This window comes from Chthoniobacterales bacterium, from assembly GCA_035274845.1.
Taxonomy (GTDB): Bacteria; Verrucomicrobiota; Verrucomicrobiia; order Chthoniobacterales; family UBA10450; genus AV80.
The window spans coordinates 44,333-59,551 of the sequence record DATENU010000011.1; the positions used below are offsets into that span (position 1 = coordinate 44,333).

A 15,219-nucleotide genomic window follows, 5' to 3' on the forward strand; every position below is an offset into this window, starting at 1 on the left:
CCGTTTCCTGGAAGAGGTGGCGGCGCTTTTACCTGCCGGCAGCACGGCTTTTGAATTCGGTTCGGGGCGCTCGACCCTTTCGCTCCGTCGCGCTTCCGCGGCCACCGCCAGTGTCGAAGATTCTGCGGATTGGTTGGATCGCACGGAAAAACTCGACGACCAGATCAAACAGCGGGAAACAGATTTTTCCGCGGTTATCCCGCTCACGCGTTGCTGGAATCGGCTTCGCCCCATCGAATCCTTCAATGTCGCGGCCCAGCGGGAATCTCTCCAGCGTTTGCAAGGGGCGCGGCTTATCCTGGTGGATAGCCCGCCCAACCCCGCGAAACGCGAGCATGCTCTTTTCTTGGCGATGGACCAGGCGCCCGTGGGCGCCGTTATTGTGCTGGACGATCTGGATGTTTCTGCCACGTCGCGTTTCGCCCATCGTCTTGCCCGGCAGAATGCCAACTGCTTCCGGTTTTGGCTTTTGAATATCGATCACAAGCTTGGCGTTTTTCTGAAACTGCGTGCGGGCAGGATTCGGTCGCGCCCTTCGTTCAGGGAATTCGTCGGCACCTGGCTCCGCGCTTGAAATTGAAAATCCTGCTCGGCTCCCACCATTTTCTTCCCAGCACCGGCGGCATCGAAACGGCGTCGAACCTTCTCGCGCGCGAATTCGTGGCTCTGGGGCATGACGTGCGCGTCATCACTCAAACTGAGGGCAACGGTTCCTTTCCTTTCCCGGTGACTCGCCGGCCGGGACTGGTCGCACTCTGGCGCGAAGTCCGCTGGTGCCACGTCTTCCTTCAAAATAACATTTCCCTGCGGACCCTTTGGCCGTTGCTCCTCTTGCGCCGCCCGCTTTTTATCGTGCATCAAACCTGGATCGCGAACTCTGATGAAAGTGTCGGCTGGAGACATCGCTTGAAGAACTGGGTGTTGCGGCATGCAACTTCCCTGGCCATTAGCCGCGCGATCGCGGACCGTCTTCCCACTTCTTCGATCCAGGTCGGTAATCCTTACGATGACAAGATCTTCACGGATTCTTCGGCCGGTCCGCGATCTAGAGAGCTGATCTTCGTCGGCCGCCTGGTTTCCGATAAAGGCGTCAATCTCCTCCTCGAAGCCATGGCGACCCTCGAGTCGAAGCCTCGCTTGACGATTGCCGGAGACGGCCCGGAACGCGAGCATCTCGAAAAACAGGCGGCCGAGCTGAAGTTGCAATCGCGCATCGAATTTGTCGGTTCGCAAACCAGCCACCAATTAGCGGAATTGTTGCGCCAGCACCAAATCCTCGTCGTTCCTTCGCGGTGGCGAGAGCCATTTGGCATCGTTGCCCTGGAGGGGATTGCGTGTGGTTGCGTCGTCGTGGGATCGGCGGAGGGCGGTCTGGCTGAAGCGATCGGGCCGTGTGGGTTGACGTTCCCCAATGGTGATGCTCGCGCGCTCGCGGGCATTCTCGCCAGAGTTCTGACGGATTCCGCGGAGCGCGACCGTCTTCGTCAGCATGCCGGAACGCACCTGGCCCGTTTCGCTCCGCGCCAGGTGGCGGCGGCATACCTCTCCGCGATGGAAACAGCGCTGCGATGATTCTGCTTACCCATCCTTTCGGCAACACCAACGTTCGCGCGGTCCTGGCTGCGCTCCATCGGGCGGGTTTGCTGGCAAAGTTCGTCACGACGCTGGGATGGTCGAAGGACTCTCCCTTCGTCAAGGCATGGCCTTCGAATCTCCGAGCGCAAATTATGCGTCGGGGTTACGATCTTCCGCGCCGCAAAATCAAGGCTTACCCCGCGCGCGAAATGGTCCGCTTGCTCGCCGGAAAGCTGGGACAGGATTGGTTGACCAAACACGAAACAGGGAAAGCCAGCCTGGACCAGCTCTGGAACGGTCTCGACCAGGCAGGCGCTGATTATCTAAAAAAAAATCACGGACGCCTGAAGATTCGTGGCATGTATGCCTACGAAGATGGCGCGGAACGTTCATTCGAAGTTGCTCGTGAACTCGGACTTCGCCGTATATACGATTTGCCCATCGCCTATTGGCAGACAGCGCAGCGTCTCCTGCGGGAACAAGCCCAGCGTTGTCCTCAATGGGAGCCAACTCTCGGTGGCACGCGCGACTCCGAGGACAAGTTGGCGCGCAAGACTCGCGAGCTAGATCTCGCGGAGACGGTGATTTGCCCCAGCGCCTTCGTTTTCGATTCGTTGCCAGAAGAGGCGCGCGCGTCGAAAAAATGCGTGATAGCGCCGTTCGGTTCGCCGCCGCAGGCGGATAAGTCCGATAAAACCCATACGTCCCATAACAAGATGCGGTTCCTCTTCGCCGGCGCTCTCACGCAGCGAAAAGGACTGGCTGATCTTTTCGCCGCGATGAAACTGGTCCGATCCGCTCAGGCCGAGCTCATTGTGATGGGTTCGCCCATTTTGCCGATGTCTTTTTATCGAAAAGAATTTCCAGATTTCGTTTACGAGCCGCCTCGACCGCATCAGGCGGTTCTGCGTCTAATGCGGACGTGCGATGTGCTTATTCTCCCCTCAATCTTGGAAGGTCGTGCGCTTGTCCAACAGGAGGCGATGGCCTGCGGGCTGCCCCTGATCGTCACCAGGAATGCCGGGGGAGAAGACTTGATTATTGAAGGAAAAACCGGATTTCTGGTCCCGGCCGGGGCTCCGGAAGCCATCGCGGAAAAGATCGATTGGTTTCTGAAAAACCGTGGTCAATTAGCAACTATGAGCTCAGCTGCGCGCGCGAAAGCTGCTGAGCTTACCTGGCCGGCTTACGGTGACTTAATTTTGCATGCAATCAGCCACTAACGAAAAATCTTTGACTGTCATCAGGCGCCTGATCTGGCTCTATTTTTGGCTGCTCATTTTCGAAGGAACATTTCGAAAGTGGATCCTGCCCGCGTATTCGGACGTCCTCCTGGTCATTCGCGATCCGGTTGTTCTCCTCATCTATTTCACGGCCCTCAGGGCCCGCGTTTTTCCGAAGAATCACTACATCATTTGGCTCGGCGTAATTGCCATCCTTTCCTGGCTTGTATCTCTTATCGTGCTCGAGCCCTTTCTCTCTATTAAGCCGCTCTTTCTCGTCACCGGCTTTGGATTTCGCTCAAACTTCCTTCATTTGCCCCTCATTTTCGTCATGGCCAACGTCCTCGATCTCGATGACGTGAAGAGATTGGGCTGGTGGGTTCTGATTGGGTTGATTCCGATGGCCGTTCTACTCGCCATCCAGTTCAACTCGTCGCCAGACGCGTATATCAATCGCACCGCCGGTCTCGGCGATACCACCCAGATCACGGCCGGTGGCGGAAAAATCAGGCCGCCAGGCACATTTTCATTCGTTTCCGGGGTCATTTTTTACGCCGCGCTTTCCGCGGCCTATCTGCTTTACGCGTCGTTGACCCGTGGCGTTTACCGCAACTGGCTCCTCTATGCGGGTGGTCTGGCGCTTGTCATTACGATCGGGGTTTCCGGCAGCCGTTCCGTCCTGCTGGCCGTGCTCGTCGTCATTTCGTCCTTGCTCGCTATTATCATCTTTCGACCCAACGCGATTAATCAGTTTGGACGAAATCTACTCATCGTCGTCGTGGTGCTGCTTATCGCCGTTCGCCTGCCAGTCTTCAAGGAGGGTGTCCAGATCCTTTCGGATCGTTTCACTGCCGCGGCCGAGGAGGAGGATAAAACCATCGCCGGCGGTCTGGTGGATCGGATGTTCAGCGGTTTCAAGGAGGGGATTCTTCTTGTCACCACGGCGCCGATCGGGGGTTACGGGTTGGGCATCGGGACTAATGGCGGCGCGAAATTTCTCACCGGGCGCTTTATCTTTCTTTTGACGGAGGGCGAATGGGGCCGCGTCGTTTTGGAAAGCGGGCCGATTCTTGGCCTGGCGTTCCTGGCCTGGCGCACCATGCTCGCCGGGACGCTTGGCCTGGTCAGCCTCAGGCATCTGAAGCGAGGCGAAATTCTTCCCATCATGCTGTACGGCGCCGGTTTCATTTCCCTCTTGAACGGGCAATTTGGCCAGCCCACCAACCTGGGGTTCTCCTGTTTCATCTGCGGCCTTTGTTTGGCCGCGGGCAATACCAAGACTCTGCCTGAATCCGAGCTCCCGGCCCCGCCCGAGCCCGCGCGTCGGCGGGTGGCCAGGCGTTCTCGTTACGCGGAAGGTTTGCATACCTCGTCCGCCGCACCGCGCCAACCCGATGATTTTGCTGATCGGTAATTACCCGCTCGATCGTCAGCAAAGCATGCAACGATTTGCGGCGATGATGTTGCGTGAACTCACCACGGCCGGAGTTCCCGCGCACCTGATCCAGCCCGAACCATTTTTTGGTCGATTACGTTACGCGGGCGGATTTGTGGCCAAATGGCTCGCGTATCTCGACAAATTTTTTCTCTTCCCGCGAACGCTTCGAAGAGAACTGCGGAAGCGGCCAGCCCTTGTGCACATCTGTGATCACTCCAATGCGATGTATGCCGGCGCAGTTCGCGGAACGCCCGTGGTCATCACCTGCCACGATATGCTCGCGGTCCGCGGCGCGCTGGGCGAAGAGACCGGCTGTCCGGCCAGCGCCACTGGCAAAGTGCTCCAGCGTTGGATCGTTGCCGGCCTCAGGAAAGCGAACGCCATCGCCTGTGTTTCCCAGGCAACTCTGGAGGACGCGCAACGCTTCGTTCACCCCAAGAATGGCCGGCCAAAACTCGAAGTGATTACGCTCGGGTTGCACTATCCGTATCGAAAGCTGCCGCCCGATGAAGCGCGAACGCGGCTAGCGGAATTTTCGCCGCTGGGGGCCGGCGCTTCGTTCGTTCTTCATGTCGGCTCGAATTTGCGTTACAAAAATAGAGAAGCGGTCCTGCGGATCTTTGCGCGCTCCCGGGAACATTGGAACGGGCTGCTCGTTTTCGCAGGCGAACCCCTTTCCGGGCCGCTTCGGGCCCTGAGCCGGCAGCTCGCCGTTTCCGATCGGATTGTTGAATTGTCCGGAATCTCCAACGAGTTGCTCGAAGCTCTTTACAATTGCGCGGTGGCCCTGCTGTTTCCGTCCAGCTGCGAAGGATTCGGTTGGCCGATCGCGGAAGCGCAAGCCTGCGGCTGTCCCGTCCTCTGCGCGGACCGCGCGCCTATGAGTGAAGTGGCCGGGCCGGCCGGTTTGACGCACAGCCTCGATGACGAAGCGGGATTTGCGGCCGACATCCTGCGCCTGGCCGATCCGGTCGAACGCGAGCGCTGGCGCACAAAGTCCCTCGAAAACGCGCAGCGATTTTCCACTACCCGGATGATTTCTGAATACCGCGATCTTTACCGCGAGATGGCGCCGATCCCATGAAACCTTTCACGCCGGGCGAGTCGCGCAGATTCTTGCCGGCGAACTTTCGCCAACCTGGCCAACGCCTTCGGTAAATCAAGATGTGCGGGATTGCAGTTCACTTTAGCTCCAGCGGTCGAGCGACGCCTCTCGATCTTCGCTTGATCGCGCATCGCGGGCCGGACTCCTCGGGAGAATGGGCTTCGCCGGATGGCCGGTGCTGGCTTGGAAACACGCGGCTGGCCATCGTGGATTTGTCTCCAACGGGTGCGCAGCCGATGACCGACCCTGCCACCGGGAATGTCATCGTCGTTAACGGCGAAATCTACAACCACCGCGACTTACGGGAGCAGTTGGGACCAAACGTGGCCTGGCGAGGTACGAGCGATACCGAAACGCTCTTGCTGGGCTATGCCCGGTGGGGCCACGACGTCGTCAGCCATCTCAAAGGAATGTTCGCTTTTGCCATCTACGATGCTTCGCGAAACGAACTGTTCCTGGCTCGCGATCGTCTGGGGATCAAGCCACTCTATTACGTTAATAACCACCAGGGATTCCGGGCCGCCTCCGAAGTAAAGGTTCTCGTTCGAGGGTCAGAGGCGATCACCGCGGAATCTGTCTCCGGTTATTTGCAATGGGGAGCCTGCCCTGAGCGTCGCCTCCTTTATTCTGAAATGAACTCGTTGCCCGCTGGCCACGCCATGACGATCGATTCCGAAGGCGCGGTCAAGACATGGCAATATTGGCCGCCCAGACAGATCGTTGTTAGATCGACGGAGAACGTTGTTCCGCGTTTACGCGTCCTGATCGAGAAGGCCGTGGAGGAACACCTCCTCTCCGACGTGCCGGTCGCGAGTTTTCTGAGCGGCGGGATCGACTCGTCCATCGTCACCGCGATCGCCGCCCAAAAATTGGAGAACAGACTTCAGACTTACTCGATCGGATTCGATCTTGCGGAATTCGATGAGACCGAGATCGCGCGAGAAATCGCGCAGCGTTACGGGACAGATCATCATCGGATTCAACTCTCCGAACAGGAGGTGATTCATTCCGTTACGGAAGCGGTGGCGAAACTCGACCTGCCGTCCGTAGATGCAATCAACACCTACATTGTGTCGCGCGCGGTTGCGGACCATGGCGTGAAGGTCGCTTTGTCCGGTCTGGGTGGCGATGAATTGTTCGGCGGTTATCCTAGTTTTCAGGACGTGCCGCGCTTGCAGCTGGTTGCAACCTTCCCGCGCTTTCTTCGCCAGCTTATCGGCGTTCTCCGCGGCGCAGGCGATCGTCTCGCCGATCTTCCGGGCACGGGCCAGGCCGGCGAACTGGCCACCTGGCGGCGACGCTTTTTCACTGACGAAATGCTCGATCGGGCGGGACTTCCCGTTGCCTCCGAGCCTTTCAAAGCAGCAGTCGCGTTGCCGGACGATTTTTCGCGGATCAGCTGGGCGGAACTCACCGGCTATATGCGTCGCATGTTGTTGCGGGACGCGGATCAGATGAGCATGGCGGTTTCACTCGAAATGCGGGTACCATTTCTCGATCACGAATTAGTCGAGTACCTTCTTGGTCTTCCCGTCACGGTGAAGAAAAGTTATGCCGGGGTGAAAGGTTTACTCGTGGAGGCTTGCCGGGATCTTCTTCCTTCGTCGGTTTACGATCGTCCGAAATCCGGGTTCGCCCTGCCGATGAAACCGTGGATACGCGGGCCGCTCGCATCCTTTGTGGAGGAGGGACTTCGTGAAGCGACGGAGCGACATCTCTTGCCGCGAACTTTTGTCGACGAAATGAGCGAAGCATTTCAGCGCGAGCGCCTGCATTGGACGCGTTTGTGGAGCATCGTTGTCCTGGGCCATTACGCGAAACGCTGGCAGCTGTCTGGTTCCGCCGATTGAAAATTCTTCGATCCATTCACACGGTTAATCCGGCACTGGGCGGCCCGATCGAATCGGTCAGGCAATCCTCGGCAATTCTCGCCGGCCGCGGGCATGCTGTTGATATTGTTTCCCTGGACGGTGCTTCCGATCCCTGGGTGCGGGATTTCCCCGTGCCCGTTTATGCGCTTGGTTCCGGGCGGGGCGGTTATTCTTACGCGCCGCGTTTTTCGGATTGGATCAGGAAGCGGCACGCGGAATATGACGCCGTGATCGTTCACGGCCTGTGGCGCTACAATAGCTACGGCGTCTGGCGCGCTTTGCGCGGAACGGCCACGCCCTATTTTGTTTTTCCGCACGGCATGCTCGATCCGTGGTTTAAGCGAACCTATCCGCGGAAGCACTTTAAGAAATTACTCTATTGGCCGTGGGCCGAATATCGTGTCCTGCGCGATGCGGCCGCTGTTCTTTTCACGTCAGAGGAAGAGCGCCGTCTGGCTCGCGAATCGTTCTCGCTTTACCGCTGCAACGAGGTGGTCGTGAGCTACGGCACCGCCGCACCGGAGATCGATCTGGCAGGCGCTCGCGATGATTTTCTCCGCGATCATCCCCAGTTGCGCGAGAAGCGCTTGATCCTGTTCCTTGGCCGATTGCATGAAAAAAAGGGGTGCGAAATGCTGATCCAGGCATTTCTGACCCAGCGTTCGACGGCGGGAAATCTGCATCTGGTGATGGCCGGACCGGCGGCTGACGGGGCCTACCTCGAGCACCTCAAGCAGCTGGCCGGCGCGGCCGCTGATGGTCCGGAAGCGGCTATTACTTTCACTGGTATGTTGACCGGCCAAGTCAAGTGGGGCGCGTTTAGCGCGGCAGAGGCTTTTATTCTCCCTTCCCACCAGGAAAATTTTGGAATTGCGGTGGTCGAAGCGATGGCCTGTGGCACGCCGGTTCTGATTTCAAACAAGGTAAATATCTGGCGTGAGATAGCCGAGGGCGGCGCCGGTTTCGTGGAGGAGGATGATGTCGAAGGAACCCTGCGTCTTCTTCGGAAATGGGTGGCTGTTCCGGACGACCAACGCGAGCGAATGCGCGTGAATGCCCGCGACCTGTTCCTAAACCGCTTCGAGATCAATCAGGCGGTGGATTCCCTGATCCACGCCCTGGGCGAAAGCGGATCCGCATCGTGAAGATTACGATCGTGATGGGAGCATTCCTGCCCGTTCCTCCCATCATGGGAGGTGCGGTCGAGAAGGCGTGGTTTGCCCTTGCCCAGGAGTTCGCTTCCCGCGGCCATGACGTTGTGCAGATCTCGCGCTCGGTTTCCCGGCTTCCCGCTGAGGAGGTGATCGCCGGAGTGAAGCATATCCGCGTCCGCGGCTACGATACGCCTCGATCGCTTGCGTGGCTGAAGTTCCTCGACCTGATGTATTCGACGCGGGCTATCCGCAGGGCAGCGCCGTCAGACATTATCGTGACAAACACTTTTTGGAGCCCGTTGCTCTGGCGAAATCCGAAGCGCGGAAAGCTCTACGTCCACGTCGCTCGGTTCCCCAAGGGCCAGATGCGCTTTTACCGGCATGCTGCCCGGCTCCAGGCGCCCTCACAGTCTGTCGCCGACGCCATCCGGGCGGAAGTGCCCGAGGCGAGGGTAAAGGTAATCCCTTATCCGCGGCCCGATTCTCCGTCTGGGTCCCTCCCGGAATTCGGGGAGCGGGAAAAAACGATTCTGTATGTCGGCCGGGTGCATCCAGAAAAGGGCGTGCATCTCCTTCTCGAAGCTTTCGTTAGGCTGCCCGAGCGGGTTCGTGCTAAATGGAAGCTTGTGATTGTCGGTCCGATGGAAACACGGCTGGGAGGCGGAGGCGACGGCTATCGGGCACGCCTGGAAGAGCTGGCCGGAAAGGCGAAGGATCAGATCGACCTGCGCGGACCGATCTTTGGCACGGCTGAACTGGCGACGGAATTTCGAAGAGCCTCTCTTTTCGCTTACCCTTCCCTCGCCGAACGAGGTGAAACATTCGGTCTGGCCGCCCTCGAGGCGATGGCGCACGGTTGTGCCGTGCTCGTTTCCGATCTCGCCTGTTTTCGCGATTTTATCGAAGAAGGATCGACCGGCTTCTTTTTTGATCACCGTCTGCGCGATCCAGCCCAGGGTTTCTCAAATAAGATCGCGCAGATTCTTGAGGACGAGAGTCTGCTCGCGCGGGTAGCGGAAGCAGGATGGCGCAAGTCCGCGGCCTATGCCTTGCCCCGGGTAGCCGATCAGTTCCTGGACGATTTCGTCGAGTTACAAACCCAATGCAGCTAACGAACCTCCAACGCGTCCGCAAACTTGGTGGCGACCTCCTGCAACGGCCATCGAATATTCCGCGTTATGTTTCGCAGAATATTCTCCTCCGGCGCTCGCCGATTGATCTGGAATTACCCTGGTTCTCGTATGGAGCGATCGATTTCCTGGACAATTTTCTCCGGACGGAAATGCGGGTGTTCGAATTTGGCAGCGGCGGTTCCACGATCTTCTTTGCCCGCCGCTGCGCCAGAGTCGAAAGTGTGGAAGACGATCCCGCGTGGGCCTCGCGGGTCCGCGAGCGCCTGAGCCAGCTTGGTCTAACCAATGCCGAAATCGCTGAACGCCCCTTCGATTTCAATTCGCCCGCGGGATTCGCCGAGTCGCAATATCTCGGCCGGATCAAAGAAGGCTCCTACGATGTGATCATTGTGGACGGGGCGGATAACGATTATTCGATTCGGCCCCAGTGTTTCGAAGTTGCGGAAGGTCAGGTGAACCCCGGGGGTATTATTGTGGTCGACGATTCGTGGCGTTACCGCCAGCTGCGCAAAGCCCACCGCGCGCGGCGAGTCGAGGTTTTCGAGACTGTCGGTCCGGCTCGCTATGGTGTGACCAGCACTGATATCTATTTTTACTAACGTGTTGCCATGACCAACGACGCACCCACGCCGGTCAAAGCGGATCAAAGCTCACCCTATGAATCTCCGTGGCCGAAGGAGGACCGAGCGCTCCGTTTGCTCTGGGGATTCTGCTGGGCCCTGTTTTGCCAATGGACGCCAAAACCAGCCAATGCCTGGCGACTCTGGTGGTTGCGAGTTTTTGGCGCCACCATCCATGGAACGCCCTTCGTCCATCAGCGCGCCCGGATCGAAATTCCCTGGAATCTGACCCTGCACGATCGCGCCTGTCTCGGCGACCGGGCGAACGCCTACTCGCTGGGACGAATCGAAATTGGCGCGCGCGCGACCGTCGCGCAGGAAGCTTATTTGAGCACGGGGACTCACGATTTTGCCCGCGCTGAGATTCCGCTTCTGACGGCGAAAATCACGATCGGCCAGGACGCATTTGTCGGGGCTCGCGCTTTTATCATGCCGGGCGTAACCGTTGGGAATGGAAGCGTGATCGGGGCCTGTTCCGTCGTTACCAAGGACGTCCCGGAGAACAGTATTGCCGCGGGCAATCCGTGCCGCGTCATCGGCCAGCGGAAATTTTCTCCATGAGTTTTCCAGGAAGAAACCGCCTGCGTCACTGGTTTTGGATCCTGATGTTTCGTTACCCGCGCCTGCGCGTGGCGCTCACGCGCCTGTTCGTCCCCGCGCGCGAGGTCGACGTCCAAATCTTTGGCGCACCGCTTCACATCAGTACGCGGGAGGAGATCGGTTTGTGGCGGGCGGCGAAGATGGCCGACGACAATATCATCTTTCGCGACGAGGCCGCGACGCTCCTCAACCTCGCGCTCCTGCTTCGCCCCGGTGACGTCTTCGTCGATGTCGGCGCGAACGTCGGGCTCTACAGCTCCGTCCTTTCCAGGTATCGGCAGTTGTTCCCGGAAACCAAATACGTCGCCATTGAGGCTAATCCCACCACCGCGCAGCGCCTGAAGCAGTCGGTCGCAGGGCGGGAGGTGACCGTGATAAATATGGGAGCATCAGACCGCGCCACCGAGCTTGCTTTTGAGCCCGGCGTCACTTCCGGCGTGTTTAGGGTGGTGGAATCGGGAGGAGCGAACGGGGCGACCAGGATTTCCTGCGAACGTCTCGATGCGCTGTCTCTTCCCGCTGGGGATCTGGTAATCAAGATTGATGTCGAAGGCCACGAGCTGCCCGTCCTAAAGGGAGCTGCGCGGCTTTTCGACGAGCAGCGGGTCAAGGTGGTTTATCTCGATGGCTACACCAGCAAGGAAATCCCGTCCTTGCTCCAGGAATCTGGATTCGAGTTCTTCGATGGCCGGACTCTGGAGCGGTGCCCTTCTGGGGCCCCCGATTATTCGCTGCTCGCTGTGCACCGGAGCCGCCTCTCTAAATGAACGGAACCACCAGCGAGCGCGTGCCGGTTTCCGTGATCGTCCCGATCCGAAACGAAGCCGCCAATCTTCCGCGTTGCCTCGCCTGCCTTTCCTGGGCCGATGAAGTTATTGTGGTCGATTCACAGAGCACTGATGCATCGATCCAAATCGCCGAAGCGGCGGGAGCGCAGGTCGTTCAATTCCAATTCAACGGGACGTGGCCGAAGAAGAAAAATTGGGCGCTCGAGAACCTGCCCTTTCGGAATGAATGGATTTTCATCCTCGACGCCGATGAAGTTTTGCCGCCTGGAGCCGGCCAGGAATTCGCCCGGGCCATCGCGGAGGCTGGAAGTATCGCGGGGTACTGGATCAACCGGCGCTTTATGTTCATGGGGAAATGGCTGCGCCACGCCTATTACCCAAACTGGAACCTGCGTCTTTTCCGGCATTCGTTAGGCCGGTACGAGAAACTAACCGAGTCCGACACCCGCAGCGGCGACAACGAAGTCCACGAGCATGTGATCGTGCAGGGACCGACTGGCCGGCTGCGCTCGGAGATGGACCACTACGCTTTTCCTTCCGTCGACGTTTTTGTCGAGAAGCACAACCGGTATTCAAACTGGGAGGCGCGCGTTTCAGCCGACCGTCAACTTGCGGGCAGCGCTGCCCGGATCCGCAGCAGCACGGTGGAGCGCCGCCGAAGGCTGAAACAATTTTCGCAATACCTGCCGTTCCGGCCGCTCCTGCGTTTCCTCTATGTTTATCTCTGGCAAAAAGGCTTTCTCGACGGCCGGGAAGGTTATTACTTCGCCCGGCTCCATGGTTTCTACGAATTCCTTTCCGTCGCGAAGACCTACGAGTTGACCCGGACGAAGGCGGCGCCTAACGAGTAAGGCCGATGCGAATCGTTGTCTGGGGGATCAACTACGCGCCGGAGTTTACCGGCATTGCGCCTCATAGCGTGGCGTTGTGTGAGTTTTTGGAAGCTGAGGGCCACGAGGTCGAAATGATAGCCGGCTTCCCCTATTATCCCGCCTGGCAAAAACGTCCGGAGGATCGGGGACGGCTTTACCGGACGGACACAATCAAGGGCGTTTGCGTGCGGCGTTGCTGGCAATTTGTTCCGAGCCGCGTTTCGGCGCTGAAACGCATTTTTCATGAAGGGAGCTTTGTTTTCACTTCCGCCTTGCGAGCTCTCACTCTGCCGCAACCGGAGGTCTACGTCGTGGTTTCCCCTCCTTTGCTCCTTGGGGTTGCGGCCTGGATCGTGGGGAAAATCAAGCGGGCGCCATTTGTTTTCCATGTCCAGGACATGCAACCCGACGCAGCGGTGAGCCTTGGCATGTTGAAAGCGAACTGGTTTACGCGAGCGCTCTATGCTCTCGAGGCTTTCGCCTACCGTGGGGCCGCCCGGGTTTCGGGGATTACGCGGGGAATGCTGGCGAGTTTCCGGCGAAAGGGCGTGCCGGAAGCGAAGCTCATCTACTTTCCGAACGCGATCGATTTGAGAAGCGCGGCGGACGGCGAAGCGCGCGGAGATTTTCGGGAACGTCACGGCTTCGTCGCCGAAGATTTTCTCGCGGTATACGCCGGCAATCTGGGGGTAAAACAGGGCCTGGGGGTGCTGCTCGACACCGCGCCGTTGCTCCGCAATCCGCGCATTCGCCTCCTGATCTGCGGCGACGGCGCCCAGCGGGAAGTGCTCGGGGCGCGAGCTCGCGAGATGAACCTTCCAAATTTCAGCATGCTTCCCCTGCAAGCCGCGCCGAATTATCAGGCCCTGCTCAACAACGCCGATCTTTGTTTCATCACGCAGCAGGCTGGCGCTGGGAACTCGTTTTTTCCGAGCAAACTTCTCGGCTTGCTCGCCGCCTCGAAGCCGGTCGTGACCGTCGCGTCGCCCGAATGCGAGCTCGCCCTTTCCCTGGCCGAAGGAAATTTCGGCGTCAACGTTCCACCAGAGCGGCCTCAGGAATTGGCCGAATTGCTTGACTCGCTCGCGAGCGATCCGGAGCGCCTCTGGATTTACGGGGCTAACGGCCGGCGCTACGTCGAGCAGTTCGACAAGCCACAGGTGATGCGGAATTTCGAGAACGAATTACGATCGCTCTGTTCCTCTTGATCGTGATCGCGCCCCTGATCCCTCCTTGAGAGCCTGGGCCGCAAGATCATGAGCAGGATTGCTTAATACGCGCTCCGCGGCGGGACGATGAGGTGCACGAAAGTGCGCAGGATGATTCCGCACTCGAGGGAGAGGTTCCAGTTTTCCAAATACTCGATGTCGCAGGCCACCCGGTTTTCGATGTCCGCGTTGTTCCGGGCTTCGCCGCGAAAACCTCGCACCTGGGCCAGGCCCGTGATCCCCGGCTTCACAAAGGCGCGGACGTGGTAGTTCGCCATCAACTGGGAGAATTGGTTGTTGTGCTCGATCAAGTGCGGCCGCGGACCAACGATGCTCATGTCGCCGAGCAGCACGTTCCAAAACTGCGGGACCTCGTCGATGCTCAATTTCCGGAACCACTTTCCGAGCGGATAGACGCGCTCGTCTTCCGCTCGCGCCTGCCGGGTCACCTCTTCATGATCGGGACGCATCGTACGAAACTTGTAGATCGTGAACTGCCGGTTCTGCATTCCAGCCCGGGTCTGGACATGAAAGAGGGGGCCGGGCGATTGGATTCGTTGCGCGATCCAGACAATCAGGGCGAGAATGGGAAAAATGAAGATCATGACCGGCAGCGAGATCGCGATATCGAGGGCGCGCTTGAAGAAGCGATTGAGCGGGTTCTCGAGCGGCTCTTCCCGCAAGCCGATGAACCGGAAGCCGTCGTCTTCAAAGTGAGTCACGGGATGGCGAAGTTTTTCCTCGAGATCGCTCACGATGAGGAGCCGGATTCCGAGATGGTCGCAAACCCGGATGATGTGACGATTGCTTTCGTTGAACAGCGGGAACTCGAGCATGATCACCTGCGTCACGCCGCGCTCGACGATGATTTTCTCCAGGCTGCTGGAGTCGCCCAGGACGGGGATTCCGTCATCCGTTTTTTCAATTTGCTCGTCGCAAACCAGACCGATGGTGCGCAAACCGATGTCCGCCTTCCGCCGCAGCCAGGCCCGGAGTTGGGCCGCTTTCAGGCTCGATCCTATCAGGATTGTCTTTTCCTCGCGAGAGCCGGTAAAGATTCGCCGGGCCAGGAAGGATGGCAGATAATGATGCGAAAAAAGCAGGGCCACGTAGAGCCAGGGAACGAAATTGAAAAAGAAAATTCGGGAGATGAAGGCATCCTTCGTCCCGATCAGGTAGAGAAGGAGGGTGCCGACGCTGGCGAAGGTCTGGCGGAGACTCAGCCGATGCTGGCGCAGGAGTTCGTTCTGCAGAAAATAATTCTTCGAACCATCCCGGCTGAGCGACTCGATCGTCATTCCCAGGACGAGCAAACCGCAGTAAATGCTATAGCGGCGCCAGGTCCATTCCGCGTCGCCGCCGGTATAGAAAGTGACCATCACCCAGACGCCAAACCAAAACAGGACGGCCACGAGGACGATCTGGCAAAGCAGGAATACGCGATAGAGGCCCTGCGTGCGTTGCGTAACCATGATTACTTTCCGATGCCGTTGCTGAGAGTACGCGATGGCACGCCGCGTTCAACTCGTGGTAAAACCGGGTCGGCCATAGGGCTTTTGCGGCGCCATTAGCGCCCCTGACTTACCTAGCTAATCCCATACCACCACTTCCTTCGCAGGCTCGATGCAAAGC

The 15,219-nt window shown here is 58.7% G+C and carries 14 protein-coding genes; 13 read left to right on the top strand and 1 reads right to left on the bottom strand.

Annotation, left to right across the window (positions count from 1 at the left end):
- Positions 1-16 precede the first annotated feature (16 nt).
- The 13 genes from VJU77_06790 to VJU77_06850 all read left to right on the top strand — a co-directional run bounded on the left by VJU77_06790 (position 17) and on the right by VJU77_06850 (position 13,587).
- Positions 17-574, top strand: coding sequence for a hypothetical protein (locus tag VJU77_06790; GenBank protein ID HKP03060.1), 558 nt, complete (start codon positions 17-19; stop codon positions 572-574).
- Entirely contained in the window at positions 571-1,572 is a 1,002-nt protein-coding gene (locus VJU77_06795; GenBank protein HKP03061.1) for a glycosyltransferase family 4 protein, read from the top strand. The genes VJU77_06790 and VJU77_06795 overlap by 4 nt, the downstream gene beginning before the upstream one ends.
- On the top strand, positions 1,569-2,798 hold the full coding sequence (locus tag VJU77_06800) for a glycosyltransferase family 4 protein (GenBank protein ID HKP03062.1): 1,230 nt from the start codon (positions 1,569-1,571) through the stop codon (positions 2,796-2,798). Before VJU77_06795 ends, VJU77_06800 begins: the two co-directional genes overlap by 4 nt.
- Positions 2,782-4,212 carry a hypothetical protein gene (locus VJU77_06805; protein HKP03063.1) on the top strand — a complete coding sequence of 477 codons (1,431 nt, stop codon included), beginning with the start codon at positions 2,782-2,784 and terminating at the stop codon, positions 4,210-4,212. The genes VJU77_06800 and VJU77_06805 overlap by 17 nt, the downstream gene beginning before the upstream one ends.
- Positions 4,193-5,320, top strand: a complete 1,128-nt coding sequence (locus VJU77_06810) for a glycosyltransferase family 1 protein (GenBank protein HKP03064.1) — start codon at positions 4,193-4,195, stop codon at positions 5,318-5,320. The genes VJU77_06805 and VJU77_06810 overlap by 20 nt, the downstream gene beginning before the upstream one ends.
- A gap of 80 nt (positions 5,321-5,400) precedes the next feature.
- A complete protein-coding gene (gene asnB / locus VJU77_06815) occupies positions 5,401-7,191 on the top strand; it encodes an asparagine synthase (glutamine-hydrolyzing) (protein HKP03065.1) in 1,791 nt (596 codons plus the stop codon).
- Positions 7,188-8,357: a glycosyltransferase gene (locus VJU77_06820; protein ID HKP03066.1), complete on the top strand. Its 1,170-nt coding sequence runs from the start codon at positions 7,188-7,190 to the stop codon at positions 8,355-8,357. The genes asnB and VJU77_06820 overlap by 4 nt, the downstream gene beginning before the upstream one ends.
- Positions 8,354-9,478 (top strand): glycosyltransferase family 4 protein, encoded by a 1,125-nt coding sequence (locus VJU77_06825; protein ID HKP03067.1) that lies wholly within the window; start codon positions 8,354-8,356, stop codon positions 9,476-9,478. Before VJU77_06820 ends, VJU77_06825 begins: the two co-directional genes overlap by 4 nt.
- On the top strand, positions 9,469-10,098 hold the full coding sequence (locus VJU77_06830; GenBank protein HKP03068.1) for a class I SAM-dependent methyltransferase: 630 nt from the start codon (positions 9,469-9,471) through the stop codon (positions 10,096-10,098). Before VJU77_06825 ends, VJU77_06830 begins: the two co-directional genes overlap by 10 nt.
- Before the next feature lie 9 nt (positions 10,099-10,107).
- Positions 10,108-10,680, top strand: coding sequence for a DapH/DapD/GlmU-related protein (locus VJU77_06835; GenBank protein ID HKP03069.1), 573 nt, complete (start codon positions 10,108-10,110; stop codon positions 10,678-10,680).
- A complete protein-coding gene (locus VJU77_06840) occupies positions 10,677-11,486 on the top strand; it encodes an FkbM family methyltransferase (GenBank protein ID HKP03070.1) in 810 nt (269 codons plus the stop codon). Before VJU77_06835 ends, VJU77_06840 begins: the two co-directional genes overlap by 4 nt.
- Positions 11,483-12,358 (top strand): glycosyltransferase family 2 protein, encoded by an 876-nt coding sequence (locus tag VJU77_06845; protein ID HKP03071.1) that lies wholly within the window; start codon positions 11,483-11,485, stop codon positions 12,356-12,358. Before VJU77_06840 ends, VJU77_06845 begins: the two co-directional genes overlap by 4 nt.
- A 5-nt stretch (positions 12,359-12,363) precedes the next feature.
- On the top strand, positions 12,364-13,587 hold the full coding sequence (locus tag VJU77_06850; GenBank protein HKP03072.1) for a WcaI family glycosyltransferase: 1,224 nt from the start codon (positions 12,364-12,366) through the stop codon (positions 13,585-13,587).
- A gap of 62 nt (positions 13,588-13,649) precedes the next feature.
- Here the strand turns inward: VJU77_06850 and VJU77_06855 are convergent, their stop codons facing one another.
- Positions 13,650-15,059: an exopolysaccharide biosynthesis polyprenyl glycosylphosphotransferase gene (locus VJU77_06855; GenBank protein ID HKP03073.1), complete on the bottom strand. Its 1,410-nt coding sequence runs from the start codon at positions 15,057-15,059 to the stop codon at positions 13,650-13,652.
- Positions 15,060-15,219 lie beyond the last annotated feature (160 nt).